Source organism: Leifsonia sp. GW821-FHT13C09 (genome assembly GCF_058806435.1).
Genome location: NZ_JBXAPS010000006.1, coordinates 107,125 through 131,365, shown reverse-complemented (window position 1 = coordinate 131,365; position 24,241 = coordinate 107,125). Strand labels below are relative to the sequence as shown.

Below are 24,241 nucleotides of genomic sequence, written 5' to 3'. Positions count from 1 at the left end.
CACCCCGCCCTTCCGCAGGTAACGGAGGGGATCGGGGGCTGGGGAGGGCAGATGTCCTCCGGTAACTGCGGCGTCGGTAACGGAGGGGACCGGGGCCCGGGGAGGGCGGATGTCCTCCGGTGGCTGCGATTTGCGGGTTGGGGTGGGCGGACGTCCTCCGGTGGCAACCGCGCGGCGGGTCAGCCGAGGTCGTCGGGGTCTTTGCCGGTGCGCTCGCCCGACTCGAGGGCGGCGATCGCGGCGAGGTCGTCGGCGTCGAGGGTGAAGCCGAAGACGTCCAGGTTGGCGCGGATGCGGGACGGGGTCGACGACTTCGGGATGACGACGTTGCCGAGCTGGAGCTGCCAGCGGATGACCACCTGCGCCGGGGTCACGCCGTGCTTCGCGGCGAGGCCGGCGAGCACGGGATCGTCCAGCACGCGACCGCGCGCGAGCGGCGACCAGGCCTCCGTCACGATCCCGTGCGCCGCGTCGTACGCGCGCACCTCGCGCTGCGGCAGCCACGGATGCAGCTCGACCTGGTTCACCGCAGGCACCGTCCCGGTCTCGGCGGCCAGCCGGTCCAGGTGGTGGATGTGGAAGTTGGCGACGCCGATCGACCGGGCGCGGCCCTCCGCCTTCAGACGCTCCAGCGCACGCCACGTCTCCACGTACTTGTCGTGCCGCGGAGCCGGCCAGTGGATGAGGAACAGGTCGATCGTGTCGAAGCCGAGGCGTTCCAGGCTGGTGTCGAACGAACGCAGCGTCGAGTCGTAGCCGTTGTCGGTCCACCACACCTTCGTCGTCACGAAGACCTCGCCTCGCGGCAGTCCGCTGCGCCGCACGGCCTCGCCGACGGCGCGCTCGTTCTCGTAGAACGTCGCGGTGTCGATGTGCCGGTACCCGGCCTCCAGTGCGGCCAGCACCGCGTCCACCGTCTCCGCCTCCGGGATCTTGTAGACGCCGAAACCGAGCTGCGGGATGCGGTTGCCGTCGTTGAGCGCGACCTGGGGGATGTTCGGCATGGGTTCATTCTCCTCCGGCCCCGGCGTACAGAGGGGGAAGACGAAAGGAGCCGAAATGGCCTACGACGACAAGCGGGTGGCATTCCTGGTCGGTCCGGAGGGGATCGAGCAGGCGGAGTTGGCGGAGCCGTGGAAGGCGGTGACCGACGCGGGAGCGACCGCGAAACTGATCTCGAAGGAGTCGGGGACGGTGCAGGCGTTCAACCACCTGACGCCGGCGGACGAGTTCGCGGTCGATCTCACCCTCGACGCCGCCGCGGCGGACGACTTCGACGTGCTGGTGCTGCCCGGCGGCGTCGCGAACGGCGACCAGGTGCGGACGTTCCCGGAGGCCGTCGCCCTGACGAAGGCGTTCGCGGACGCCGGAAAGCCGATCGCGGTGATCTGCCACGGCGGCTGGGTGCTCATCGAGGCGGGAGTGGTCGACGGGCGAACGCTGACGAGCTGGCCGAGCCTGCAGACCGACTACCGCAACGCCGGTGCCACCTGGGTCGACGAGGAGGTCCGGGTCGACTCTGGGCCGTTCACGCTCGTGTCGTCCCGCAAGCCGGACGACCTCCCCGCGTTCAACCGAGAGCTTCTGAAGCTCATCGCCTGACCGAGGCTGCGCCCCGCCTCCGCACCGCGTGAACGTTTCCTGGCAATGGCGGAGGTGGGGTTGCCCTCCGGCACGGACCGCGGGAATGTGGGGCACTCCTGGAGGAACAACGAAAGGAGAGCACGTGCTCACCCTGACCGAGAACGCCAGCACGATCGTCAAGACCCTCACCGACCAGGCGCCGCAGGACGACGCCGGGCTGCGCATCAGCAGCAGCAACCCGCAGCACACTGCGTTCGCCGCGGCCGTGACGCCAGAGCCGGAGCCGGCCGACCAGGTGGTCGAGTCCGACGGGGCACGGCTCTTCCTGGAGCCGGGCGCCGCTGTCGCCCTCGACGACAAGGTGCTCGACGCCCAGGTCGACGACCAGGGCGCAGTGAGCTTCGCGATCGGCGCCCTCGCCTAGCGGGAGCCTGACGCGACGACCAGAAGCCGGCGTCCGTGCGACGCCCGCCTCCCCAGCCCCGGTGCCCTGAGCACCGGGGCCGGGTCGCGTCCGGGCACGGCTTCTGCGTCCAACCACGGCTTCTGGCGGTTGTCAATCGTGTCGACCAGGATTTAGGCCCGTGTTTTCGTGGTGGTGTGCGGGCGGACGCTCAACCCCGACTCCGCCCGCACACCAGTCCGTGTCCCCGCGGGTCAGGTCACCGGTGGCTCATGCGGCTCGCCGGCGTCGATGAGGAACTCGACGGCCGTGGTCCACAGCGGGACGATCTTGGTGGGCGGGATGTCCTCCTCACCCGCGAAGTGCACGGCGAAGTGCACTTCCGGTTCGCCCTTGACGGGATCGGCCGTGGCGATGGTCCCGAGGTAGCCGTCGTCCTCCATCACCCGCCAGCGTGTGTTCGAGTCCGGTTCGGGCACGATCCACACGCTGTGGCCGCCGTAGTCGTAGGTCGGACCGGGCGGAAGCGCGGCGCGGGAGTCCATCGTCATACTGCTGTTCTACGACGTGCTCCCGCACCGGCTCAACTCGTTCACTTTTCGAACGATTCGGAGTAAGCGGAGCGCAGCTACGCGGTCGGGACCTCCGCGGCCTCCGTATCAGCTTCGGTCTCCTGTTCGGCAGCCGCGCCCCGGAACTGGGTCATGTACAGGTCGTAGTACGCGCCCTTCTTCGCCAGGAGCGTCGCGTGGTCGCCCTGCTCCACGATCCGGCCGTGCTCCATCACCAGGATGGTGTGCGCGTCGCGGATCGTGGAGAGCCGGTGCGCGATCACGAACGAGGTGCGGTCGCTGCGCAGCGCGGCCATCGCGTGCTGCACCAGCAGCTCGGTGCGGGTGTCCACCGACGAGGTGGCCTCGTCGAGGATGAGCAGCGAGGGGTTCGCGATGAACGCGCGCGCGATCGTGAGCAGCTGGCGCTCGCCTGCGGACACGTTGCTGCCGTCGGCCTCGATCTTCGTGTCGTAGCCGTCGGGGAGCTGGCGGACGAACCGGTCGACCATCGTCGCCTTGGCCGCCGCCACGACCTCCTCGTCGGTCGCGTCGAGCCGGCCGTAGCGGATGTTCTCGCGGATCGTGCCGGAGAACAGCCACGCGTCCTGCAGCACCATCCCGACCTGCCCGCGCAGCTCGGCCCGGGACAGGTCCGTGGTGTCGATGCCGTCGAGGCGGATGGTGCCGCCGTTCAGCTCGTAGAACCGCATGATCAGGTTGACCAGCGTGGTCTTGCCCGCTCCGGTCGGCCCGACGATCGCCACGGTGTGGCCCGGCGCGACCGAGAGCGAGAGGTCCCGGATCAGCTCGGTCTCGGGGTCGTACGAGAAGTCCACGCTCTCGAGCTCGACGCGGCCGTCCGCCCGCTCCGGGAGGTGCCGCCTCTCGACGTCGGCGGACTGCTCCTCCGCATCCAGGAACTCGAACGTGCGCTCCGCCGAGGCGACACCCGATTGCAGCATGTTCGCCATGCCCGCGATCTGGCCGATCGGCTGCGAGAACTCCCGCGAGTACTGGATGAACGCGGTCGCGTCGCCGATCGTCATCTGACCGGAGGCGACCCGGAGCCCGCCGACGACCGCGATCAGCACGTAGGAGAGGTACGACACGAAGTTCATCGCCGGCATGATCATGCCGGACACGAACTGAGCGCCGACGGTCGACTTCCACAGCTTCTCGTTGCGCTTGTCGAACTCCTCGAGCATGACGGCGTCGCGTCCGAAGGCGCGCACCAGGTCGAGCCCCGAGTACGACTCCTCGATGTGCCCGTTGAGCGCGCCGGTCGAACTCCACTGCTGCTTGAACAGCTTCTGCGACCGGGAGCCGATCACGCCCGCGATCACGCCGGACAGCGGGATCGAGATGAGCGCGATGAGGGCGAGCTGCCACGAGACGATGAACATCATGATGCCGATGCCGATGACCGTCAGCACCGACTGGATGAGCTGCGAGAACGCCTGCTGCAACGCCGTCTGGATGTTGTCGACGTCGTTGGTCACGCGCGACATGAGGTCGCCGCGCTGCCGGGTGTCGAAGTAGCTGAGCGGCAGCCGGTTGAGCTTGGCCTCCACGTCGGCGCGCAGGCGGTAGATCACGCGCATCACCAGGCCGTTGAGGAGGTAGCCCTGCCACCACTGCAGCAGCGACGCGACGAGGTACATCGCCAGCACGATCATCAGGAGGCGGCCGAGGGCGGTGAAGTCGATGCCCTGACCCGGGACGACGTGCGATCCGGCGAGCATGTCGGCGAACTGCGTGTTGCCCTGGGCGCGCAGCCCCTGGATCACCTGATCCAGCGAGGCGCCCTTCGGGAGCTGACTGCCGATGAACCCGTTGAAGATGACGTCGGTCGCCTGGCCGAGTACCTTCGGCGCGATCACGATGAGCGCCACCGAGATCACGACCAGCAGGGTCACGAACGACATGGCGAGCCATTCGGGCTTGAGCAGCCCGAGCAGGCGCTTGAACGACGGCCAGAAGTGCTCGGCCTTCTTGGCGGGCGTGCCGCCGAACATGTCGCCGTCGCCCTCGGTCGGCTCGTACTCGTACTCCAACTCGAGCTCGTCGATCGCCGTCTGGACCCCGGCCTCGGTGAGGACGCCGTCCTGCTCTGCGGCGGCACCGCGGCGGCCGGCGGTGCGGTTCTTCTTCTGGCGCGCCATCTCAGGCCACCTCCAGGCTCAGCTGGGACTCGACGATCTCGCGGTACGTCTCGCTCGTCTCCAGCAACTCGTCGTGGGTGCCGCGTCCGACGACTCTGCCGTCGTCGAGCACGATGATCTGGTCGGCCTCCCGGATCGTGGACACGCGCTGCGCGACCACGATGACGGTGGCGTCGCCCGTGGACTGCGCCAGAGCGCTCCGCAGGCGGGCGTCGGTGGCGACGTCGAGCGCCGAGAACGAGTCGTCGAAGAGCAGGACCTTCGGCTCCGCCACCAGCGCGCGGGCGATGCAGAGCCGCTGGCGCTGGCCGCCGGAGACGTTGGTGCCGCCTTGGGCGATGCGCTCCTCGAGGCCGTGCTCCTTGGCACGCACGAAGTCCTCGGCCTGGGCGACCCGCAGGGCCTCCCAGAGCTCGTCGTCCGTCGCGTCCGGCCGCCCGAACCGGAGGTTGCTCGCGACCGTACCGGAGAAGAGGTACGGCTTCTGCGGCACCAGTCCGAGCACGCCGGAGAGCTGCTCCCGGCTCAGCGAGTCGACGGGGACGCCGCCGATGCTCACGTGACCGCTCTGCGGGGTGAACAGGTCGGCGATGACGGAGACCAGGGTCGACTTGCCCGACCCGGTCGAGCCGACGATCGCGGTCACCCGTCCGGGCTCCGCGGTGAAGGAGACGTCGCTCAGCACCGGCTTCTCGGCGCCGGGGTAGCCGAACGTGACTCCGGCGACCTCCACCCGACCGTCGCTGGGGACGGGGCCCGCACCCGTGCCTGCGCCGGTGGACGGCGCCGCGCTCAGCACCTCGTCGATACGCTCGGCGCAGACCATCGCGCGCGGGATCATCATGGCCATGAACACGCCCATCATCACCGCGACCAGGATCTGCAGCAGGTACTGCAGGAACGCGGTCAGCGCGCCGATCTGGATGTCGCCGTCGGCGACCCGGTGACCGCCGAACCAGAGCACCGCGACCGTCGCGACGTTCAGGATGAGCATGATGAGCGGGAACATCAGCACGAAGACGTTCCCGACCTTCACCGAGATGCGGGTGAGCGCCGCGTTCGCGTCGTCGTAGCGCGCCGTCTCGAACTTCTCGCGGACGAACGCGCGGATGACCCGGATGCCGACGATCTGCTCGCGGATGACGCCGTTGACGCCGTCGATGCGGTCCTGCATCACGCGGAACATCGGCAGCAGCAGCCAGACCAGGAGGCCGACGACGACGAACAGCACGGCGACCGACACCCAGATCAGCCAGGACAGCCCGGCGTCGACGCGCACGGCGAGGATGATCCCCGCGATGCACATGATGGGCGTCGACACCATGAAGTTGAGCGTCATCAGCACGAGCATCTGCACCTGCTGGACGTCGTTGGTGTTGCGCGTGATGAGGGTCGGCATCCCCCAGCGGGCGAGGTCGAGCGCCGGGAGCGAGTCGACCGTGCGGTAGAAGGAGCGGCGCACGTCGCGCCCCAGCGACATCGAGGCGCGCGCTCCGAAGTAGGTCGCCGCGATGGCCGCGGCGACCTGGACGAAGCAGACGACGAGCATCATGCCGCCGGTCGACCAGATGAAGTTCGTGTCGCCTTTGACCACGCCTTTGTCGATGATGTCGGCGTTGAGCGTGGGCAGGTACAGGGCGGCGATGGTCGCGATGAGCTGCAGCAGGACCACGGCCGCGACCGCGCCCCAGTACGGGCGGATGAACCGCAGCGCCAAACGAAGAAGAGTCACGGTGATTCCTGGTTCTGATTCTGGTGGTGTTGTGACGGGCGCACGCTGCCGCCGGCCCCCGCCGGCACGGCACTGTGCGATGACCCCCGTACAGCGCTAACGCTAGCGCGGACCGTCGACATCCGTCTCCCTGGGGAGACGAGGTCCACCGTCGGATATGACGCTATCCGGCACTGCGGTCGGTATGTGACCGCATTCGAGATCTGTGGAGATCAGGCCGGCGAGTAGAGGAGGTGGAGGACACCGTTGGCGTAGGCGTCGTACTGGCGCAGCCGCAGCTTCGCCTCCGGTGTGCCTTCCGGGAAGAGCCGCGCACCCGTGCCGCGGATGACCGGATAGACGAAGAGGTGGAGCGCGTCGACCAGCCCGTCCGCGATCAGGGCGCGCACCAGCGAGCCGCTGCCGCTGATGTAGAGGCCGCCGCTCACGCTCTCCTTGACCTCCCGGATCCGGCCCGCGTCATAGCCGCCGAGCGACCGCGAGTTGGCCCAGGTGGACTCCGCTCCCGCGTCGTCCAGCGTCGAACTGACGACGAGCTTCTCGGTGTCGTTGAAGAAACCCGCTCCGGGGTCGTCGGCGGTCGTGCGCGCCGACCAGGCCGGGGCGAACATCTCGAACGTGCGGCGCCCCAGCAGGATCCGCTCGGACGCTCCCGTGATGCGCGCGAGGTCGTCGCCCATCTCGGGATCGAAGCCGTACTCGGCCGTCCAGCTCGGGTCCTCGAAGACGCCGTCGAGGGAGACGAACTCGTGCACTGCGATGCTGCCCATGCGGCCAGCTTAGGGGGCGGCCTCAGGCCGTCGCCACCGGCCGGTCGAGACCGTCCCCGCTCAGGCGTCCTTCCGCAGCTGGAGCAGCAGCTCCGGCGCCCGGGCGTCGAGGATGCTGCCGCCGATCCGCACGCCGACGCCCACCAGGACGCCGCCCAGCACCACCCCGACGGCGAGCGCCGCCCAGAGCCAGAGCGCGTCGCCGGTCACCACGCCGGCGATGAACAGGACGATCTCCGGTAGGCACAGCACCGCGATCACGCCCCAGGCGGCGAAGGTCGGGCCGAGCAGCGAGATGTTGGCGCCCGGCCGCGACCGGAACGGGTTGTCTCCCGGCTCGGGGACGGGGAACACGAACCGGGCCGAGGTCACCGCGCACACCGCGGCCCCGGTGAGGAGGATCCCGAGCGAGAGCCCGATCAGCCCCGGGAGGATGTCCCACGCGTCGCCGACGGCCGCCCCGAAGAGCGCGATGAGCACGATCGCCGGGACGGCGAAGGAGAGCAGCGCCGCCGCTCGGCCCCACCGGTCCGCGCGGCCCGGCACCGCCTTCGCGACGTGCAGGGCGAAGGCTGTCGAGTCGTAGGAGACGTCGGCGATCATCCCGATGCCGAGCGAGAACGCCACGACCGGCGCCCCGATCAGCGGCAGTAGCGACGAGTGGTTGAGGCTCGAGTAGAACCAGAACAGCACCGGCATGAGCGGGATCACGAGGAGCTGCCGGAGGTAGCGCGGGTCCCGGAACCAGTAGGTCAGGCAGCGCGCGGCGATCGCGCCGGACGGCGTGCCGGGCAGGATGCCGAACCAGCCCAGCTTCCCCTGCGCCCTCACCCGCGACGATCCGCGCGCCGGGGTCGTCAGCGACCGGGCGAGCCCCCAGCGCCACACGAGCCACAGCACGACGAAGGTGGCCACCGCGATCAGGAAGCGCGCCAGCGCGCCGAGCGGGTCGCCGAGGGCGAGTTGCGACGGGACCGCCCAGACGGCCCCGAGCGGCGACCAGGACAGCCCGTCGGCGACGGCGGGCAGCGCGTCGGCCGACGAGCGGAGGCCGCGGGTGATCCCGATGACGATCGGACCGGCGAGGATCAGCGGGATGAGGATGAGCAGCCCGCTGGCCTCCCGGAAGCGCCGGCCGCCGGACAGCCCGCTCGACACCGAGGTGACGGCCCGCGAGACCACGACGCAGGTCGCGGCGCCGAGCGCGCCCGTCAGCAGGGCGACCACCGCGACGCCCGGGAGCCGCATCCAGCTCAGCGAGGTCGCCAGCGACGCGAGTGTCGTCGCCGCTCCCGCGACCCCGACGGTCGCGCTCAGCAGCATCCCGAGCATGAGCGGGCGCAACGGGATCGGGTAGACGGCGAGCTTGGCGGGGTCGAGGGTCTGCTCGATCCCGGACAGCAGCAGCGGGAAGACCGCCCAGCCGAGTACGGCGGCCGATCCCCCGATGACCGCGACCGTGCGCGTCACCTCGGTGGGCGCGAAGCCCAGCAGGACGAGGCCGCCGATGACGACGACCAGCGCGCCGAGCGCGTACACCCCGCCGAGGATGACGGCGACGAGCTGCGAGGTGCTGCGGCGGAACGAGTTGCGGAGGACGAGCAGGCGCAGCCTTACGAGTGTCGCAACCACTCCGGCCCCTCCCCCACCCGGCGGCCGCCGACCAGCTCCACGAACCGGTCCTCCAGCGTGGATCCCGCGCGCACCTCGTCCACGGTGCCGGCCGCGACGACGTGGCCGTCGGTGATCACGGCGACGTGGTCGCACATCCGCTCGACCAGGTCCATGACGTGCGACGAGACGATGACGGTTCCGCCGCCCCGGACGTAGCCGTGCAGGATGTCGCGGATGTTGGCCGCGGAGACCGGGTCCACCGACTCGAACGGCTCGTCCAGCACGAGCACGCGCGGCGCGTGCACCATCGCGGCCGCCAGCGCGATCTTCTTCGTCATACCGGCCGAGTAGTCGACCACGAGGGTGCCGCCGGCGGACGCCAGGTCGAGCAGGTTCAGGAGGTCGTGGGTGCGCTCGATCGCGGTCGGCCGGTCCATGCCGCTCAGGAGGCCCGCGTACTCGACGAGCTGCTCGCCGGTGAGCCGGTCGAACAGCCGGACGCCGTCGGAGAGCACGCCCACGAGCGCTTTGCCCGCGAGCGGGTCGCGCCACATATCGATGCCGTGGATGAGCACCTGGCCGGCGTCGGGCCGCAGCAGGCCGGTGACCATGTTGAGCGTGGTCGTCTTGCCCGCGCCGTTCGGGCCGACCAGCCCGTAGAAGCTCCCCGAGGGCACGTCGAGGTCGATCCCGTCGACCGCCGCCTTCGCCCCGAACCGCTTGTGCAGACCGCGGATCGCCACCGCGACCGCATCGTCCTGCGTCATCGCACCTCCCCCGGGCTGTCGTCGTCAGATGACGCAGCCCAGATCACCCTACGCGTCGCGGCATCCGCTCGCACCGCCCCCGTCGAGGGGCGGCGCGGAGCCGGACTCAGACGCGCTCGAAGACGGCCGCGAGGGCCTGGCCTCCGCCGATGCACATGGTCTCGACCGCGAGGGTGCCGTCGAGGGCCGGAAGCTCGTGGGCGAGCGTCGCCAGCATCCGCAGGCCCGTGGCGCCGATGGGGTGCCCGATGGAGATGCCGCTGCCGCGCGGGTTGAGCCGAGGGTCCTCGGCGTCGATGCCCCAGTCGGCCAGACAGGCGAGCACCTGCACGGCGAACGCCTCGTTGAGCTCGATCACATCGATGTCGCCCCAGGTGACGCCGGCGCGTTCCAGCGCCCGGTTCGCCGCGGGGACAGGCGCGACGCCGAACACCGCAGGGTCGTTGCCCGCGACCGCCCACGACCGCAGCCGCAGCACGGGCGTGAGCCCCAGCGCGGCGGCGCGCTCCGGCGTCGTGACGATCGCGGCGGCGGCGGCGTCGTTCTGACCGCTGGAGTTGCCGGCGGTGACGGTGGCCTCGGGGTCGCGGCGGCCCAGGATCGGGCGGAGGCCGGCCAGCGCCTCCAGCGTCGTGTCGGCGCGGGGGTGCTCGTCGCGCTCCACCACGACATCGCCCGTGCGGCTCGGCACGGTCACGGGCACCAGCTCGGCGTCGAATGCGCCGGACTGCTGCGCGGCGACCGCGCGCTGGTGGGAGCGGAGCGCGAGTTCATCCTGCGCTTCACGCGGGATGCCGAACTCACGGCGCAGCGTCTCGGCCGAGCCGACGTTGCCCTCCGGCCTCGGGAAGTTGCGCCCGCCCACCGTCTCGCGGCCGCGCGCGAGGGCGTCGTGCAGCATCAGACCGCCGGGCGGCAGGCCGCGCCGACCCTGCTCCGTATAGAGGGGGGCGTTCGACATCGACTCGGCGCCGAGCGCGACCAGCACGTCGCTCGCCCCGGTCTGGACCTCCATCGCCGCGTTGATGACGGCCTGGAGGCCGGAGCCGCAACGCCGGTCGAGCTGGTAGCCCGTCGTCGTGACCGGGAAGCCCGCGTTGAGGGCGGCGACCCGGCCGAAGGCGGGAGCCTCCATCGTGGGATAGCCCTGCGAGCCGATCACGCCCTCCACCGCGGCGGGGTCGAGCTCGGTGCGGTCGAGGAGGGCGCGCAGCACGGTCTCGGCGAGCGACAGCGCGGAGACCGGGGCGAGCGCGCCGCCCATCCGGCCGACCGGCGTGCGCAGCGGCGAGCAGACGACGACCTCGCGCAGCTCAGGCATGCGCGCTCTCCGTCCCTGCGGTCACGCCCGCCGGAATGCTCAGCGGGGCGCCCGTCGCGGCCACCACGTCGTCGACGGTGACGCCCGGCGCCACCTCGCGGAGCACCAGGCCGTCGTCGGTGACGTCGATCACGGCGAGGTCGGTGATGATCCGGTCCACACAGCCGCGCCCGGTCAGCGGCAGGGTGCACTGCTCGACCAGCTTGGCGGAGCCGTCCTTGGCGACGTGCTCCATGACCACGATGACGCGCTCGGCGCCGTTGACGAGGTCCATCGCCCCGCCCATCCCCTTGACCATCTTGCCGGGCACGGCCCAGTTGGCGATGTCGCCGGAGGCCGACACCTGCATGGCGCCGAGGACGGCGGTGGCGATGCGGCCGCCGCGGATCATCCCGAAGCTGGCCGCCGAGTCGAAGTAGCTCGCGCCGGGCAGGACGGTCACCGTCTCCTTACCCGCATTGATCAGCTTCGGGTCCTGCTCGCCCTCCCAGGGGTATGGGCCGACGCCCAATATGCCGTTCTCGGAATGCAGCACGACGTGCACCCCGTCGGGCAGGTGGTTGGGGATGAGCGTCGGGAGGCCGATGCCCAGGTTCACGTAGGAGCCGTCCTCCAGTTCGAGGGCGGCGCGGGCGGCCATCTCGTCGCGGCTGCGGGGCATGTCAGTTCCCTTCCGGGGCGCTGGTGGGTCGGGCGCGAACGGTGACCTTCTCGATCGGGAGGTCGGCGGACTGTTCGGGGGTCAGCGCGATCACCCGATCCACGTAGATGCCGGGCAGGTGGATGTCGTCGGGGCCGAGCACACCCGGCTCGACCAGCTCGTCCACCTCGGCGATGGTGATCCGGCCGGCCATCCCCGCCAGCGGGTTGAAGTTCCGGGTCGACTTCTCGAAGCGCAGGTTGCCGTGCCGGTCGCCGACCGCGGCGCGCACCAGCCCGAAGTCGGTGCGGATCGCGGTCTCCAGCACGTACTCCCGGCTGCGGCCGAACACGTCGAACGGGCGCAACTCCTTCGGCGCGCTCTCTTCGGCCACCGATCCGTCGGCCGCGTACCGGATCGGCATGCCGCCGTCCGAGACGGCCGTGCCGGCGCCGGTGGCCGTGTAGAAGGCCGGGATGCCGACGCCGCCGGCGCGAAGCCGCTCGGCGAGCGTGCCCTGCGGGGTCAGCTCGACCTCCACCTCGCCGCCCAGATACTGGCGGGCGAACTCCTTGTTCTCACCGATGTAGCTCGCGATCACGCGGCGGATGCGGCCGACGGCCAGCAGCTCGCCCAGTCCCCAACCGTCGACGCCGCAGTTGTTGGACACGACCTCCAGGCCGCCGACGCCGCGCGCCAGCAGCGCCCGGATCGTCACGATCGGCACGCCGGACAGGCCGAAGCCGCCGACAGCGAGCGAGGCGCCGTCCGGGATGTCGGCGACCGCTTCCGCCGCCGACGCGTACGTCTTATCCATTTTTTTCCTCCGTGAAGACTTCGCGCATGATCGCCAGTGCGCCGTTCGCCGCTGGCAGCCCGGCGTACAGCGCGGTGTGGTGGATGACCTCCGCGATCTGCGTGCGGGTCAGGCCGTTGCGCAGGGCGGCGCGCACATGCATGCGCAGTTCGTTCTCATGGCCGCCGGTCAACAGGCTGGCGAGGGTCGCGATCGAACGCTCGGGCCGCGTCAGCTGCGGCCGGGCCCAGACCTCGCCCCACGCGTAGCGGGTGATGAACTCCTGGAAGTCCGCGGTCTCCGGGGTGATCGCCGCGGTGGCGCGGTCGACATGGGCGTCGCCCAGCACCGCCCGGCGGACGGCCATGCCGCGCTCGAAGGCCGCAGCGGCGTCGGCATCGCGTCCCACGAGCAGCGCCGTCAGCAAGGCGGCGGTCTCGGCCGGGTCTTCGAGTGGGACGAGGTGGCCGGCGTGGGCCAGCTCCACGAATCGCGCGTCGGGGAGGGCAGCGGCGTCCGCAGCCATCAGCGCGGAGGTGGTCACCTGGTCGTGCGCGCCGGCGACGAGGAGCGCCGGCACGCTCACGCCGGCGAGGTCCCCCCGCCGGTCGAACCCGCCCAGCGCCTCGCAGCACAGCGCGTACGACTCGTCGTCCACGTCCAGCAGCGTCTTCAGCGCGTGGCCGCCCGGCCCGTCGGGATGCGCGGCCAGGTACCCGGGCGCGAACCAGCGCTGCGCGCTGCCGGCCACCACGGACGCCGTGCCGGAGGCGCGGACCTGCGCCGCGCGATCGGCCCAGCCCTCCGCCGTCCCGATGCGCGCGCCGGAGCAGAACATCGCCAGGCCGCGGACGCGGTCCGGGGCGGCGAGAGCCACCTCCAGGGCGACCGCCCCGCCGAGCGAGTCACCGGCGACGTCGAACGCACCGCCGCCGACCTCGTCCACGAGCGCCAGGACCGCGGCGGCGAGCTCGGCGATGGTGAAGGGCTCGCGTGCGGCAGGCGACGCGCCGTGACCGGGCAGGTCGACGCGCAGGATCCGCGGGGAGTCCGGGGCCGCGGCCAGCCGTACCACGACGCCGTCCCACAGCTCCGCCGTCGTCCCGAGGGAGGGCAGCAGCACCAGGAGGCGCGGGGCGGCGGCGGACGGCGAGGCCGCGGTCATCGAGCCGCGCAGTCGCGGGATGGTCATGAGTCCGCCTCTCGATCGGGTCGGGCATGGGCGTGGTAGCGCGCGACGGCGGCGTCCACGACGGCGCCCGCGGTGCCCAGGTCGGCGGCGTCGGCCGCACGGGCGGACGACTCCGCGGCGCCCACGGCGCCGTCGGCCACCACCAGGTCGGCGACCGCGTGCGCGAGTACCTCCGCGTTCTCGACCGCGATGCGCAGCAGCCCGCGCCAGGCCTGCCATTCGGCGTGCCACTCCCCCGCGGGCCGGGCGTCCGAGCTGAGCGCAGCGGAGTGAACGGTGGCCACGAGGCCGGGGGCGCGGAGTCCGTTCGCCGTGAGCAGGACGGCGTCCACCGGGTTCTGCTTGTGCGGCATCGCGGACGAGCCGCCGCCGGTGGCGGGCAGGAGCACTCCGTCGCGCGCCGCGAGTCCGAGGTCGCGGCCTATCCGTCCGGCGACGGCGGCGACTCGCGCCGCTGCGTCCGCGATCGCCAGGACCGGGCCCCGGTCGGTGTGCCAGGCCCGTCCGGGGTCGCTGAGCCCCAGGCGGCCGGCGAGTGCGGCGCGGAGGACCTGCGGCGCGTCCGCGCGACCCGCGAGGCGCGCGAACGCCGCCCCTGTTCCCACGGCGCCGCCCAGCTGGACGGGGTAGTCGAGCCGGTCGAGCACCTCCAGCGCCGACACCGCGGCGTCCAGCCAGGAGGCCAGTGCGGCGCCCAGCGTCGTCGGCTCCGCCTGCTGCGTCAGGGTGCGAGCGAGCAGCGGCGTCGCACGCGAGCGGATCGCACGGTCCGCGAGCCCCGCTGCCGCGACCGCCAGGGCGTCCCGCGCGCGCGACAGCGACTCCCGGGACACCAGCACGAGCGCCGAGTCCACGATGTCCTGACTGGTCGCACCGCGGTGCACCCGTCCCGCGTGCGGGCCGGCCTGCTCGCGCAACTGCTCGACGAGCGCGATGACCGGCACCCCGGCCTCCCGCGCGCCGGCGATCAACCGTGCCCGGTCGATCGCGGCGACGGCGAAGGACAACGTTTGGTGCCCGGCCTCGTCAGCCGAGCCGTCGAGCTCGTCCCAGGCTCGGACCAGGGCCTCCTCGACCGCGACCATGGCGGCCAGCACATGATCGTCGGCGGCCGGAACACCCACTGCACCGGCCGGCTCGAGGAGACCCCAGTCGAAGGGTTCAGCCACGCCCGTCCCCCACGAAGTCGAGGAAGACGGTCTCGCCGTCGCCCTGGAGGCGGATGTCGAAGCGGTAGCTGTCCTCGCCGTCCGGGGTGGCGAGCAGCGTGCCCCGCCGCTCGTCCGGCACCGATGCCAGGAACGGGTCGCCGTCTTCGAGGTAGGCGCGCGTGAAGAGGTGGTGCAGGAGGCCGCGCGCGAACACGGTCACCAGCAGGTACGGGGCACGACCCGGCGCGGGTGCGCCGGGGCGGACCGTCGTGAAGGAGTAGTGCCCGGCGCGGTCGACGGCGGCGCGCCCGAAGCCGGTGACGGTGTAGCCGTCGCGCTGGAGGCTGCCCTGCCGGGAGATCGGCGCGCCGTCGGCGTCGGCGCCCCAGACCTCGAGGATCGCGTCGGGCACGGGCTCGCCGCCGCCGTCGAAGACGGTGCCGTGCAGGCGGATCGTGCCGTCCTGCCACGGCGCCGCGACCTCCGGTCCGCCCTCGTAGGGCAGCGCGTAGCCGAAGAACGGCCCGACCGTCTGCGACGGGGTTTGCAGGTACTGGGTTCGATCGGTCGTCTCGGTTCGAACGGTCGTCTCGGTTCGATCGGTCGTCTCGGTTCGATCGGTCGTCTCAGGCATGCTCGCCCTCCTCCGGCTCCATCCAGGTCGCTTTGCCGCCGGTCAGGACGATGTCCCACCGGTAACCGAGCGCCCACTCCGGCTCGCTCACCTCGTGATCGTACGTGGCGATCAGCCGCTGACGCGCGGCCGGGTCGGCGATCGACTGGTAGATCGGGTCGAGCGCGAACAGCGGGTCGCTCGGGAAGTACATCTGCGTCACGAGCCGCTGCGTGAACGCCGACCCGAACAACGAGAAGTGGATGTGCGCCGGCCGCCAGGCGTTGCGGTGGTTGCGCCACGGGTACGGGCCCGGCTTGATGGTGACGAACCGGTAGGAGCCGTCGTCACCCGTGATCGCGCGGCCCACCCCGGTGAAGTTGGGGTCCAGTGGCGCGGGATGCTGGTCGCGTTTGTGCACGTAGCGGCCGGACGAGTTCGCCTGCCAGACCTCCACGAGCTGGTTGCGCACCGGCCGGCCCTCGCCGTCGAGCACGCGGCCGGTCACGATGATGCGCTCGCCGAGCGGCTCGCCGGCGTGCTGGATGGTGAGGTCGCTCTCCTCGGCCGCGACGTCGGTGTGCCCGAACGCCGGCGAGACGAGCTCGATCTCCTCGGGGTCGGCTCGCACGAGCTCGTGCGTCGGGTGCCGCAGCCGCGAACTGCGGTACGGCCCGAAATCCCGCAGCGGGTGCACGGGAAGGGGACCCGCGGCCGCCGCCGCGGCGTGCGCGGCCGCGATCTCCGCGGTGATCCGGTCCTGCGTCGGCTCTGTCGTGTCGTCAGCGCTCATCTCATACCTCAGAAGGGGAGGCCCGCGTACTGCTCGGCGAGAGCCGCCTGCGCGTGACGCGATCCGGTGGTGTACTCCAGCTGGCCCAGCTGGCTGCGGTAACGGAAGGCGCGGGCCGCCTCGTCGGGGACCTCGCGGTGGACGTGCAGCATCTCCGTCATCCACTGCGAGAACTGCTGCACCTTCCACTGCCGGGCGAGGGCGGCGCTGCTGTAGCGCTTCAGGAGGGCGTCGTCGCCGCCGAAGTGCGCGACGAGCGAGCGGCCGAGCAGGGCCACGTCCGCGATCGCCGAGTTGAGGCCCTTCGCGCCGGTCGGCGGGACGATGTGACCGGCGTCGCCGGCCAGGAACAGGCGGCCGTGCTCCAGGGTGGAGGCCACGAAGCTGCGCATCGGCGTGATCGACTTCTCGGTGATCGTGCCTTCGTTCAGCGTCCAGCCGGCCACGCCGAGGCGGGTCTGCAGCGCCTCCCAGATCCGCCCGTCGGACCAGTCGTCGACCGACTCGCCTGGGTCCACCTGGAGGTAGAGCCGCGAGACCTCCGGCGAGCGCATCGAGTGCATCGCGAAGCCGTCCGGGTGCAGGGCGTAGATGAGGTCGTCGGTGGAGGGCGCGACGTCGGCGAGGATGCCGAGCCACGCGTACGGGTAGCTGCGCTCGAGCGCCTGGATGCCTGGAATCGCCGGGCGGCAGACGCCGTGGTAGCCGTCGGCGCCGACCACGATGTCGCAGTCGATGCGCTCGGCGTCGCCGCCGGTCCCGCCGATCGTGACGTACGGCGCGTCCGTGTCGATGTCGTGCGGCGCGACGCCCTCCGTCTCGAACCGGACGTCGGAGCCTACGCGGTCGTGCTCGGCGAGCAGGTGCCGCACGAGCGCCTGCTGGCCGTACACGGTCACCGTGCGGCCGACGAGGTCGACGAAGTCGAGGTGGTGGCGCTCCCCCTCGTACTGCAGGTAGATGCCGTGGTGCGTCAGACCGCGTGCGGCGAGGTCGGCGTCGAGGCCGAGGTCACGCAGCACGTCGACGGAGCCCTGCTCCAGGACGCCCGCGCGCACCCGGCCGAGCACGTACTCCCGGCTCTTCTGTTCGAGGATGACGAAATCGACACCCGCTCGTCGGAGGATGTGCCCGAGCAGGAGTCCCGCGGGCCCGGCCCCGATGATGGCGACCTGGGTGCGCATTGTTCCGCCTTTCGCGTCGGTGGGAAGGTCGTCCCATCCTGGGCGAAGCCGACGGGCGCCCGGCCGAGCTTTCCACTGAGCGGAAGGAATTCCTCCCGAGGATCACCCGCGGCGGCTACTCGTAGTCGAGCCCGAGGACCCCGGAGATGCCGCGCGCGGCCATCCGGACGCCGAGCGTGAACTGCGGCTCGGCCTCCCGCTCGGCGTGGGCGATGATCGACACCGCGGCCACCACCTCCCCGGTGGCGTCCCGCACCGGCGCGGCGACCGAGAAGGCGCCCTGGGTGAGCTCCTCGACCGAGTGGGAGACCCCGGTCGCGCGGATGCCGGCCAATCTCGCCCGCAGCTCCTTCTCGCCGGTGAGCGTGTTGGGCTGGAACTTGCGCGGGTTGTTCGCGAGCACCTGGGCGAGCGTGCCCTCCGGCGCATAGGCGAGCAGCACGAGACCGACGCCGGTCGCGTGCAGCGGAAGCCGCGATCCGACATCGCTGATGACGCGCACGGCGCCGGGACCGGACAGCCGCTCCAGGTAGACCGCGCCCAGCCCGTCACGCACGGCCAGGTGCACGTGTTCGCCCGTGGACTCCAGGAGGTCGTCGAGGTACGGCCGCGCGGCCGCCCGCAGCCGGCGGGCGGTCGGCTGCCGGACACCCAGTCGCCAGAGCTTGAGGCCCACGCGGTAGCGGCCGTCCTCCCCGCGGACCAGACCGCCCCAGGCCACCCACTCCGCCAGGAGCCGGTGCGTGGTCGAGACCGGCAGGCCCGCGCGGCGGGCGATCTCGCTGAGGGTCAGCTCGTCACCGCGCTCGAAGGCGTCGGCGATCGCGAAGACGCGTTCCGCAACGCTGCGGTCGTCCTGCGCTCCACCGGCCATGCGGTCAGCTTAGGACCGCCGCAGCGGACGGGTCGCAGGCGCTCCCTGGCTTCTATCGCGACGTGCTCGGCTTCGAGGTGCGCGCCGACGCGACCCACGGCGGCGCCCGCTGGCTCTCGGTCGCTCACGCGGGCAGCACCGTCGGCACCCTGTTCGCCTTCACGACGCAACCGATGACGCCGACCGGGTTCTCTGGTCTGGTGGACTGCGAGGTGCTGGAGGTCGACCCCGGCTGGCGGCCGCGGATGTCGTGGGCCAGCGCGCGCACGGCGCGCGAGACGGTCGTCACCTGGGAGCTGATCCCGGAGGGCGACGGCACGCGCCTCCTGCTCACCCAGTCCGGCTTCGACCTCGACGACCTGGCTCGGGAGGGCGCGAACTCAGCTGTCCCCCGCCCGACGATAGCGGTTGATCACGACGCCGGAGGCCGTCGAGCGCGACTCCACCAGCGCGAAGCGTGTGTACGGGAAGCCGTCGCCGAACAGCTTCTTGCCGACGCCGAGTACGAGCGGGTGCACCAGCAGCCGGTACTCGTCGATCTGGTCGTGCTCGGCCAGAGTGCGGATCAGTTCCGTGCTCCCCCACACCCGGATCTCGCCGCCCGGCTCGCCGCGCAGCCGCTCCACGGCGCCCGGCACGTCGGGGCCGAGCAGGTAGGAGTTCATCCAGCCGACCTCGGTGAGCGTGCGCGAGGCGACATACTTGGGGATGCGGTTGTACCGCCGGGTGAGCTCGCCCTGGAATCCCTCGGCGTCCTCCGGCCAGACGCCCCACGAGCCCGCGAAGATCTCGTAGGTCCGGCGGCCGAGCAGGAGCGCCTCCGTGTTCTTCTCCCACTCCGCGACGGTGCCGTCGTCGTCGTAGTCGAACTGCCAGCCACCGTGCTGGAAACCCCCCTCCGCGTCCTCCTCCGGGCCGCCCGGCCCTTGGACGACACCGTCGAGGGTGACGAACGACTGGACCACGATCGAAGACATGCCTGCTCCTCCTTGTCGGTGGGGGTGTCGTACCCCGTCTACACCCCAGGGAGGGCGGATGCAACAGGGGAGCTCAGTGCGCGTAGACGTTGCGGCGATGGCCGATGCGGAAGACGGTCACCAGGACCGTGTCGTCGACGACCTCGTAGAGGACGCGATAGTCGCCGACCCGCAGTCGCCAGGCGTCGGTGAACCCGACGAGCCTGCGCGCCCCACCGGGTCGCGGGTCGGTCTCGAGTCGCGCGACCGCCGTGAGTACGCGGTTCCGTGCCGTGGGGTCGAGCTTTCGGAGCTCCCGGGCCGAGGCCGCGGTGAACTCGACGGTGTATGTCACCCGTCGAACTCGGCCCGGAGGTCGCTGAGCGAGATGCGCTCGCCGGTGTCGGCGCGCTTGGCGGCGCGCAACTCGCGCCGGTCGCGCTCCAGTTCGAGCTGCTCGAGCAGTTCGAGGTCTTCGACGCTGATCATGACGGCGGCGAGCTTGCCGTGCCGGGTGATCCCCAGCCGCTCGTGACCGAACTCGGCGCGGCCGACGGCAGCCGCGAGATCCTGACGGAGGTCGCGCGCACTGATCGAAGCGTCGAGGAGAGCCATGGGGACATGGTAACCCATTTGTGCGTACTTAATCGCAATTATATGCATTGTGTACCTTTTGTACCTCTCTCGCGTCCAACCGTTCGTTGACCGCATCCAGCCGTTCGGTCGATCCGGCGGCACGGCTGGAGGTACTGGCGCTGGTCGCCGACGGCGCGACCAACCGCGTGGCCGGTGAGCGGCTCCACCTCAGCGAAGCGACGGTGAAGACGCATCTCCTCAGCATCTACGCGAAGCTCGGCGTCGGTGACCGCGCCGCGGCGGTGGCGGAGGGATTCCGGCGAGGGCTGCTCGACCTGTGACCGGTGCGTCGACATCCGCTGATTGCAGACAGCTGGGATGAAGGGGTTCTGCCGTCGCGCCGAAACGAGTAGGACAGAAGGCATGGACATCGTGCTTGCCGTCCTCGAGCGCGGCGACGTCGCGTACGAGATCGAGTTCGAGCGCACGAGCGAACCGCCGTTCGAACTGCGCGTGCCCTCCCACATCGGGGGCGCGGCGGTGGTCGACGTCTTCGACCTGGTCGACGCCAGCGAGTGGCCGGTACTGCTGCGCTACGCGTTCTCCGAGTGCGTGCCGGCCGTGATGGGCTCACCGGACGATCTCAACGCCGAGGACCTGGGCGAGGTCGACACCTGAGCGTCGCGCCGCGGGCCGCCCCGGCCCTACCCGCCCCGACTCAGAACAGGAACAACTGACCCATCACGAGCACCAGGATGAGGAACACGACGACCACGCCGCCGATGACGACGAGGGTGCGCCCCGACATCCGCGCGATCCCGAACCCGACGAGGAACGGCAACGCCAGGCAGCCGAGCGCAATGATCCACCAGAACGCCTGGAAGCCGGCCTGCGAGGCGGACGCCAATCGCTCCCCGAACAGCTTCTGCGTCGCCGGATGCGTGGCGAAGGCGACGCTCGCCGACAGCGGGTAGGCGATCAGGACGGCCGTGATCAGCCCGGCGAACGCCCCCCACATCCCCCGGTGAGCACCGAGGTGCAGCGTCTCCTCCTGGTGCGGCGCCTGCCGGCTCTTGCTGCTCATGGCGCACATGATAGCCAGCGGGCCGCGCCGCGGGGCAGCCCCTGGATGTCCGCTCGCACGGCAGGGTACGCCGCGCCGAAACAGGGTCCACTGTACGGTCTACTCTGCGGTTACCCTGGAGGGGTCACCGGCGCAGCGCACGCAGTACAGGGGGCGTCTCGCTACGCGCCGGGTCTTACCCGAATGTCGTGTGGGAGTGGGGAGATCCGCTCCCATACGGCCGGGGGGTGCCGAAAACGCCACTGCGCTCGCCGTGACCGGCCAATGCGTGACCGGCCAATGCGCAGCGGCGACGCGATGAATCGGACACCGACCACTGCTTGTAGTACCTCTAATGTGACAGCCAGGCTCCCGGCCGCGGGCCGGGGGTCCTCGCGGGCTGGGCGGGCGTCGCGACCGTGTAGTCACGATCGTCCTGAACACCCCAATAGTCCGCTTGCTTCAACCATGTGCACCAAAGTCTGTATTCAGGCAGGCGGATCCGGAGCGGCTTACCGCCCTGGGCACTCTCCCATGCCGCAACCTCCACCAGCGGCCCAGCGCCTTTGGTCATACGCCGGACATAGACGTGCTTGATCGCAGGCACAAGGTCGTAGTCGGCTGACATGACTATTGCAACGTCGTAGGCGTTATCGTGCGCCATCGTCACCAGGTCCACGGCGAGCGCGACATCGATTCCCTTTTCGCGCGCTGCATCCGTGCAAGTCGGTTCGCCCCAGTCTTCGGGGTAGCGCAGGTCGTTGAAATGTGCACGCACCTTCGCGTTCGCTTTCCACCGCGCGGTCTGGCGCTGAAACGCCGCGTACGCGCCCGGCTGAGCTTGCTGCGTCGGGCGGCCACGGTAGATACGAATCTCTGCGAGCTCGAACGTGTCGTCAGGAAAGCGAGCCGCATGCTTGCTACACAACACGTGCGCGAGGTCAATCGGATCGACCTGGCCCTTGCTGGGGGCGTCTCTGATCGGGTCATGAAAAGCTTCGCGAGCCCGCATATACACGTTCTGCCAGTCAAAGAAAACGACAACGCGCTTGCTGGTCATCGGCCGCCCCCGGATAGAAAAAGCCCCGCCGTGAAGCGCGAGGCGTCAAGACGGGGTGGATTGCCCCCTACTTAACCACACGAACCTGAGAGGCGGCAAGCCCCGGTCGACGTTGCCGCCTTTTCACGCCGGGGCGACCCCCCTCACATCCCCAGCACAACCGTCCTCCCCACCGCCCGCGCATCCGCCGCCCGGTGCGCCGCCCACACCGCCTCGAACGGGATCACCTCCGGCTCGAACACCGTGAGTCGTCCCTCCGCCGCGTCCGCGAGCAGGCCTTTCAGCATCAGCCGGTACTGCGCCCGTTTCCGCAGCACCCAGAACGGCACCGAGCAGACCACCTCGCGCGGGTGTCCGTACCGCCGGGCGAGGGCCGCCGCCGTCCCGCGCACAGCGTCGTCCCGCTCGTGCCCCGCGCGCCCGGCGAACGCCGTGCGGACGACGACTCCGGAGGGAGCGACCGCCTCGCGGACCTGCGGCGACCCGGTGTGGTCGATCGCAGCCTCCGCTCCGCCCCCGGTCCGCTCCCGGACCACCGCCGGCCAGCCGGGGTCGCGATAGTCGATGAGGGTGACGTCCGCGGCGGAGAGGCCCGGCGGCGGCGTGGTGCCGGTGCCGAGCACGGTGCGTCCCTCGCGCAGCGCTAGCTGGGCGGCGAGCGATCCGACGGCGCCGGTGATCCCCTGGATGAGGACGGTATGAGCCGGGCCCGCGTAACGGAGGGCCAGGGCGGCGGTCACACCGTTGAGCGGGAGGACGGCGGCCGCCTCCGAGGTCAGCGCGTCCGGGACGGCGACCAGAGCGGTGGGCGACACGACGAGGCGGGTCGTGTGCGCGCCCATCCGCGCGAGCACGCCGGCGACGCGCGCGCCGGTGCGGAGGCCGAGCGCCACGGACACCGCGGACTCCGTCTCCAGCACGCCGACGAAGTCGTAGCCGGGGATGAAGCCGGGGGCCGGCTGGAGCACGTAGCCGCCGCGCCGGGCCAGCACGTCCGTCGACCCGAGAGCCGCATGCGTGACGCGCACCAGCACCTCGTTGCCGCGCGGCGGCCGCAGCGTCTCGTGGGCGAGCGCGACCGCGGACGGGTCGCCGAAGCGGACCACGCGCGCCGCCGTGCGTTCCAGCGTGTGCTCCGCCTGGCCTGCCATCGCCGTCAGCCGGCGCGGCGCTGCAGCAGCCCGGCACGCTCGGGGTGCCGGTCGAACCATTCGGCCACGTACCAGCACATCGGCACGACCTTCCGGTCGGAGGTGCGCTCGATGTCGTCGACCGCGTAGGCGACCAGGTCGGCCGCGTAGCCCTTGCCGCGCTGAGCGGGGACCGTGAACGCTCGCGTGAGCGAGATCGACGAACCGAGGACGCTGTAGTCGAGGACGCCGACGAGCTCGCCGTCGACCCGCATCGCGTACCGGTTCGCATCGGTCTCGTTGCTGAACTCCGTGGCCATGCGCCCATGGTACGTCCGTCGCGCCGCCCCGTCAGGCGAGGTATCGTGAACGACGTGGGACCCGACCCGCACCGTTCGGGCCCGCGCGCACTCCGCGATGCAGCCACAGCAGGCCAGGCCGCGTGCGACGACCGTCGCCCGCGTCGCGCACCCGAAGCTGGAGCCGCACCCGTGACGATCGACACACCGTCGCCCGCCCTGTCCCCTGCCCACCAGGCCCTGCTCGAGCAGGTCCCGATCGGCGAGCACTCCGTCATCGACGCCGAGGTCATCGCCTACGAGCACGAGGGACTCCCCCTGGAGGGCTACCTCGCCAGGGACGTCCAGGCGGACGACCGCCGCCCGGCGGTGCTGATCCTCCACGACTGGCACGGCGTCGGCGACAACGTGCGGATGCGCGCGCAGATGCTGGCCCGCCGCGGCTACGTCGCGTTCGCCGCGGACCTCTACGGCGCCGACGTGCGGCCCAGCGGCGAGGAGGCGTCGGCAGTCGCGGGACAGTACTACCGGGACCTCCCGCTGCTGCGCTCCCGCGTCGCCGCCGGGTTCAGCTGGCTGCAGCAGCACCCCGCCGTCGACCCGGCCCGGCTCGCGGTCATCGGCTACTGCTTCGGCGGGACGGCCGCCCTCGAATTCGCCCGCACCGGAGCGCCGGTCCGTGGTGTGGTGTCCTTCCACGGCGGCCTGATCGCCCACGACCCGTCCGACGCGGCGGCGATCGCGGCCTCCCTGCTGGTGCTCAACGGCGGCGCGGACCCGGTCGTGCCGGACACGGCGGTCGCCGCGTTCCAGGACGAGCTGCGCGCCGCGCCGCACGTGGACTGGCAGCTCACGACGTACTCGGGAGCGCCGCACGCCTTCACCATCCCGGGCGGCGACCGCTACCGTCCGCTTGCCGACGCGCGCAGCTGGCGGGCGCTGGTGTGCTTCCTTGACGAGGTGTTCGCCTGAGCTGATTGGCGGTCTGCGAGACGGTCATGTAAGCT

At 71.3% G+C, this 24,241-nt stretch carries 28 protein-coding genes and 1 pseudogene; 6 read left to right on the top strand and 23 right to left on the bottom strand.

The window, feature by feature from the left end; all coding sequences use genetic code 11:
• Window positions 1–179: 179 nt before the first annotated feature.
• Window positions 180–1,004: an aldo/keto reductase gene (locus AC1ROW_RS18035; protein WP_493020377.1), complete on the bottom strand. Its 825-nt coding sequence runs from the start codon at window positions 1,002–1,004 to the stop codon at window positions 180–182.
• Window positions 1,005–1,059: 55 nt separating this feature from the next.
• On the opposite strand from AC1ROW_RS18035, the gene AC1ROW_RS18030 reads away from it, so the two are divergent.
• A complete protein-coding gene (locus AC1ROW_RS18030) occupies window positions 1,060–1,602 on the top strand; it encodes a type 1 glutamine amidotransferase domain-containing protein (protein ID WP_493020376.1) in 543 nt (180 codons plus the stop codon).
• A 124-nt stretch (window positions 1,603–1,726) separates the two neighbouring features.
• Window positions 1,727–2,008, top strand: coding sequence for a Fe-S cluster assembly protein HesB (locus AC1ROW_RS18025; RefSeq protein WP_493020375.1), 282 nt, complete (start codon window positions 1,727–1,729; stop codon window positions 2,006–2,008).
• A 233-nt stretch (window positions 2,009–2,241) separates the two neighbouring features.
• Here AC1ROW_RS18025 and AC1ROW_RS18020 read toward each other — a convergent pair whose 3' ends face one another.
• The 15 genes from AC1ROW_RS18020 to AC1ROW_RS17950 all read right to left on the bottom strand — a co-directional run bounded on the left by AC1ROW_RS18020 (window position 2,242) and on the right by AC1ROW_RS17950 (window position 18,150).
• Complete coding sequence (locus AC1ROW_RS18020) at window positions 2,242–2,538, bottom strand: hypothetical protein (protein WP_493020373.1); 297 nt, start codon at window positions 2,536–2,538, stop codon at window positions 2,242–2,244.
• Between the two features lie 77 nt (window positions 2,539–2,615).
• A complete protein-coding gene (locus AC1ROW_RS18015) occupies window positions 2,616–4,703 on the bottom strand; it encodes an ABC transporter ATP-binding protein (protein WP_493020371.1) in 2,088 nt (695 codons plus the stop codon).
• A 1-nt stretch (window position 4,704) separates the two neighbouring features.
• Window positions 4,705–6,435, bottom strand: a complete 1,731-nt coding sequence (locus tag AC1ROW_RS18010) for an ABC transporter ATP-binding protein (RefSeq protein WP_493020369.1) — start codon at window positions 6,433–6,435, stop codon at window positions 4,705–4,707.
• Window positions 6,436–6,647: 212 nt separating this feature from the next.
• Window positions 6,648–7,205, bottom strand: a complete 558-nt coding sequence (locus AC1ROW_RS18005) for a dihydrofolate reductase family protein (protein ID WP_493020367.1) — start codon at window positions 7,203–7,205, stop codon at window positions 6,648–6,650.
• 60 nt (window positions 7,206–7,265) lie between these two features.
• The gene (locus AC1ROW_RS18000) at window positions 7,266–8,837 is read right to left on the bottom strand and encodes a transporter (RefSeq protein WP_493020365.1); all 1,572 of its coding nucleotides are present in this window, start codon (window positions 8,835–8,837) and stop codon (window positions 7,266–7,268) included.
• Complete coding sequence (locus AC1ROW_RS17995) at window positions 8,819–9,586, bottom strand: ABC transporter ATP-binding protein (protein ID WP_493020363.1); 768 nt, start codon at window positions 9,584–9,586, stop codon at window positions 8,819–8,821. Before AC1ROW_RS17995 ends, AC1ROW_RS18000 begins: the two co-directional genes overlap by 19 nt.
• Before the next feature lie 106 nt (window positions 9,587–9,692).
• Complete coding sequence (locus AC1ROW_RS17990) at window positions 9,693–10,907, bottom strand: acetyl-CoA C-acetyltransferase (protein ID WP_493020361.1); 1,215 nt, start codon at window positions 10,905–10,907, stop codon at window positions 9,693–9,695.
• Window positions 10,900–11,568 (bottom strand): CoA transferase subunit B, encoded by a 669-nt coding sequence (locus tag AC1ROW_RS17985; protein ID WP_493020359.1) that lies wholly within the window; start codon window positions 11,566–11,568, stop codon window positions 10,900–10,902. The genes AC1ROW_RS17990 and AC1ROW_RS17985 overlap by 8 nt, the downstream gene beginning before the upstream one ends.
• A gap of 1 nt (window position 11,569) precedes the next feature.
• Entirely contained in the window at window positions 11,570–12,364 is a 795-nt protein-coding gene (locus AC1ROW_RS17980) for a CoA transferase subunit A (RefSeq protein ID WP_493020357.1), read from the bottom strand.
• Window positions 12,357–13,535: a bifunctional 3-oxoadipate enol-lactonase/4-carboxymuconolactone decarboxylase PcaDC gene (gene pcaDC / locus AC1ROW_RS17975; RefSeq protein WP_493020355.1), complete on the bottom strand. Its 1,179-nt coding sequence runs from the start codon at window positions 13,533–13,535 to the stop codon at window positions 12,357–12,359. Before pcaDC ends, AC1ROW_RS17980 begins: the two co-directional genes overlap by 8 nt.
• Window positions 13,532–14,704 (bottom strand): lyase family protein, encoded by a 1,173-nt coding sequence (locus tag AC1ROW_RS17970; RefSeq protein ID WP_493020353.1) that lies wholly within the window; start codon window positions 14,702–14,704, stop codon window positions 13,532–13,534. Before AC1ROW_RS17970 ends, pcaDC begins: the two co-directional genes overlap by 4 nt.
• Window positions 14,697–15,320 (bottom strand): protocatechuate 3,4-dioxygenase subunit alpha, encoded by a 624-nt coding sequence (gene pcaG / locus AC1ROW_RS17965; RefSeq protein ID WP_493020351.1) that lies wholly within the window; start codon window positions 15,318–15,320, stop codon window positions 14,697–14,699. Before pcaG ends, AC1ROW_RS17970 begins: the two co-directional genes overlap by 8 nt.
• Window positions 15,313–16,092: a protocatechuate 3,4-dioxygenase subunit beta gene (pcaH, locus tag AC1ROW_RS17960; RefSeq protein WP_493020349.1), complete on the bottom strand. Its 780-nt coding sequence runs from the start codon at window positions 16,090–16,092 to the stop codon at window positions 15,313–15,315. The genes pcaG and pcaH overlap by 8 nt, the downstream gene beginning before the upstream one ends.
• Window positions 16,093–16,100: 8 nt before the next feature.
• A complete protein-coding gene (locus AC1ROW_RS17955; RefSeq protein ID WP_493020347.1) occupies window positions 16,101–17,276 on the bottom strand; it encodes a 4-hydroxybenzoate 3-monooxygenase in 1,176 nt (391 codons plus the stop codon).
• Between the two features lie 115 nt (window positions 17,277–17,391).
• Complete coding sequence (locus tag AC1ROW_RS17950) at window positions 17,392–18,150, bottom strand: IclR family transcriptional regulator (RefSeq protein WP_493020345.1); 759 nt, start codon at window positions 18,148–18,150, stop codon at window positions 17,392–17,394.
• A 62-nt stretch (window positions 18,151–18,212) separates the two neighbouring features.
• Here AC1ROW_RS17950 and AC1ROW_RS17945 point away from each other — a divergent pair.
• A pseudogene (locus AC1ROW_RS17945) lies at window positions 18,213–18,467 on the top strand (hypothetical protein); the annotation flags it as partial.
• 63 nt (window positions 18,468–18,530) lie between these two features.
• Here AC1ROW_RS17945 and AC1ROW_RS17940 read toward each other — a convergent pair.
• The 3 genes from AC1ROW_RS17940 to AC1ROW_RS17930 form a co-directional block, all read right to left on the bottom strand.
• The gene (locus AC1ROW_RS17940) at window positions 18,531–19,127 is read right to left on the bottom strand and encodes a dihydrofolate reductase family protein (RefSeq protein ID WP_493020343.1); all 597 of its coding nucleotides are present in this window, start codon (window positions 19,125–19,127) and stop codon (window positions 18,531–18,533) included.
• Between the two features lie 73 nt (window positions 19,128–19,200).
• Window positions 19,201–19,461: a type II toxin-antitoxin system RelE family toxin gene (locus AC1ROW_RS17935; RefSeq protein ID WP_493020341.1), complete on the bottom strand. Its 261-nt coding sequence runs from the start codon at window positions 19,459–19,461 to the stop codon at window positions 19,201–19,203.
• Window positions 19,458–19,721 carry a type II toxin-antitoxin system prevent-host-death family antitoxin gene (locus AC1ROW_RS17930; protein ID WP_493020339.1) on the bottom strand — a complete coding sequence of 88 codons (264 nt, stop codon included), beginning with the start codon at window positions 19,719–19,721 and terminating at the stop codon, window positions 19,458–19,460. Before AC1ROW_RS17930 ends, AC1ROW_RS17935 begins: the two co-directional genes overlap by 4 nt.
• A gap of 86 nt (window positions 19,722–19,807) precedes the next feature.
• Here AC1ROW_RS17930 and AC1ROW_RS17925 point away from each other — a divergent pair, with 86 nt between their 5' ends.
• On the top strand, window positions 19,808–20,023 hold the full coding sequence (locus AC1ROW_RS17925) for a LuxR C-terminal-related transcriptional regulator (protein WP_493020337.1): 216 nt from the start codon (window positions 19,808–19,810) through the stop codon (window positions 20,021–20,023).
• 82 nt (window positions 20,024–20,105) lie between these two features.
• Window positions 20,106–20,360 (top strand): hypothetical protein, encoded by a 255-nt coding sequence (locus AC1ROW_RS17920; protein ID WP_493020335.1) that lies wholly within the window; start codon window positions 20,106–20,108, stop codon window positions 20,358–20,360.
• Window positions 20,361–20,400: 40 nt separating this feature from the next.
• On the opposite strand, the gene AC1ROW_RS17915 is transcribed toward AC1ROW_RS17920, so the two are convergent.
• From AC1ROW_RS17915 to AC1ROW_RS17900, 4 genes are all read right to left on the bottom strand, one after another.
• On the bottom strand, window positions 20,401–20,766 hold the full coding sequence (locus AC1ROW_RS17915; protein ID WP_493020333.1) for a hypothetical protein: 366 nt from the start codon (window positions 20,764–20,766) through the stop codon (window positions 20,401–20,403).
• A 331-nt stretch (window positions 20,767–21,097) separates the two neighbouring features.
• Window positions 21,098–21,805: an NYN domain-containing protein gene (locus tag AC1ROW_RS17910; RefSeq protein WP_493020331.1), complete on the bottom strand. Its 708-nt coding sequence runs from the start codon at window positions 21,803–21,805 to the stop codon at window positions 21,098–21,100.
• Between the two features lie 143 nt (window positions 21,806–21,948).
• A complete protein-coding gene (locus tag AC1ROW_RS17905) occupies window positions 21,949–22,956 on the bottom strand; it encodes a quinone oxidoreductase family protein (RefSeq protein ID WP_493020329.1) in 1,008 nt (335 codons plus the stop codon).
• 5 nt (window positions 22,957–22,961) lie between these two features.
• A complete protein-coding gene (locus tag AC1ROW_RS17900) occupies window positions 22,962–23,255 on the bottom strand; it encodes a GNAT family N-acetyltransferase (protein WP_493020327.1) in 294 nt (97 codons plus the stop codon).
• 171 nt (window positions 23,256–23,426) lie between these two features.
• Between AC1ROW_RS17900 and AC1ROW_RS17895 the strand changes: the two genes are divergently transcribed.
• Complete coding sequence (locus tag AC1ROW_RS17895; RefSeq protein WP_493020325.1) at window positions 23,427–24,206, top strand: dienelactone hydrolase family protein; 780 nt, start codon at window positions 23,427–23,429, stop codon at window positions 24,204–24,206.
• The last annotated feature ends 35 nt before the right edge of the window (window positions 24,207–24,241 follow it).

Bases quoted from the DNA above. Each gene is read 5' to 3' on its own strand.
- AC1ROW_RS18035 (WP_493020377.1), bottom strand. From the start codon at position 1,004: ATGCCGAACATCCCCCAGGTCGCGCTCAACGACGGCAACCGCATCCCG.
- AC1ROW_RS18030 (WP_493020376.1), top strand. From the start codon at position 1,060: ATGGCCTACGACGACAAGCGGGTGGCATTCCTGGTCGGTCCGGAGGGG.
- AC1ROW_RS18020 (WP_493020373.1), bottom strand. From the start codon at position 2,538: ATGACGATGGACTCCCGCGCCGCGCTTCCGCCCGGTCCGACCTACGAC.
- AC1ROW_RS18015 (WP_493020371.1), bottom strand. From the start codon at position 4,703: ATGGCGCGCCAGAAGAAGAACCGCACCGCCGGCCGCCGCGGTGCCGCC.
- AC1ROW_RS18005 (WP_493020367.1), bottom strand. From the start codon at position 7,205: ATGGGCAGCATCGCAGTGCACGAGTTCGTCTCCCTCGACGGCGTCTTC.
- AC1ROW_RS17995 (WP_493020363.1), bottom strand. From the start codon at position 9,586: ATGACGCAGGACGATGCGGTCGCGGTGGCGATCCGCGGTCTGCACAAG.
- AC1ROW_RS17990 (WP_493020361.1), bottom strand. From the start codon at position 10,907: ATGCCTGAGCTGCGCGAGGTCGTCGTCTGCTCGCCGCTGCGCACGCCG.
- AC1ROW_RS17985 (WP_493020359.1), bottom strand. From the start codon at position 11,568: ATGCCCCGCAGCCGCGACGAGATGGCCGCCCGCGCCGCCCTCGAACTG.
- AC1ROW_RS17980 (WP_493020357.1), bottom strand. From the start codon at position 12,364: ATGGATAAGACGTACGCGTCGGCGGCGGAAGCGGTCGCCGACATCCCG.
- pcaDC (WP_493020355.1), bottom strand. From the start codon at position 13,535: ATGACCATCCCGCGACTGCGCGGCTCGATGACCGCGGCCTCGCCGTCC.
- pcaG (WP_493020351.1), bottom strand. From the start codon at position 15,320: ATGCCTGAGACGACCGATCGAACCGAGACGACCGATCGAACCGAGACG.
- pcaH (WP_493020349.1), bottom strand. From the start codon at position 16,092: ATGAGCGCTGACGACACGACAGAGCCGACGCAGGACCGGATCACCGCG.
- AC1ROW_RS17955 (WP_493020347.1), bottom strand. From the start codon at position 17,276: ATGCGCACCCAGGTCGCCATCATCGGGGCCGGGCCCGCGGGACTCCTG.
- AC1ROW_RS17950 (WP_493020345.1), bottom strand. From the start codon at position 18,150: ATGGCCGGTGGAGCGCAGGACGACCGCAGCGTTGCGGAACGCGTCTTC.
- AC1ROW_RS17940 (WP_493020343.1), bottom strand. From the start codon at position 19,127: ATGTCTTCGATCGTGGTCCAGTCGTTCGTCACCCTCGACGGTGTCGTC.
- AC1ROW_RS17930 (WP_493020339.1), bottom strand. From the start codon at position 19,721: ATGGCTCTCCTCGACGCTTCGATCAGTGCGCGCGACCTCCGTCAGGAT.
- AC1ROW_RS17920 (WP_493020335.1), top strand. From the start codon at position 20,106: ATGGACATCGTGCTTGCCGTCCTCGAGCGCGGCGACGTCGCGTACGAG.
- AC1ROW_RS17915 (WP_493020333.1), bottom strand. From the start codon at position 20,766: ATGAGCAGCAAGAGCCGGCAGGCGCCGCACCAGGAGGAGACGCTGCAC.
- AC1ROW_RS17910 (WP_493020331.1), bottom strand. From the start codon at position 21,805: ATGACCAGCAAGCGCGTTGTCGTTTTCTTTGACTGGCAGAACGTGTAT.
- AC1ROW_RS17905 (WP_493020329.1), bottom strand. From the start codon at position 22,956: ATGGCAGGCCAGGCGGAGCACACGCTGGAACGCACGGCGGCGCGCGTG.
- AC1ROW_RS17900 (WP_493020327.1), bottom strand. From the start codon at position 23,255: ATGGCCACGGAGTTCAGCAACGAGACCGATGCGAACCGGTACGCGATG.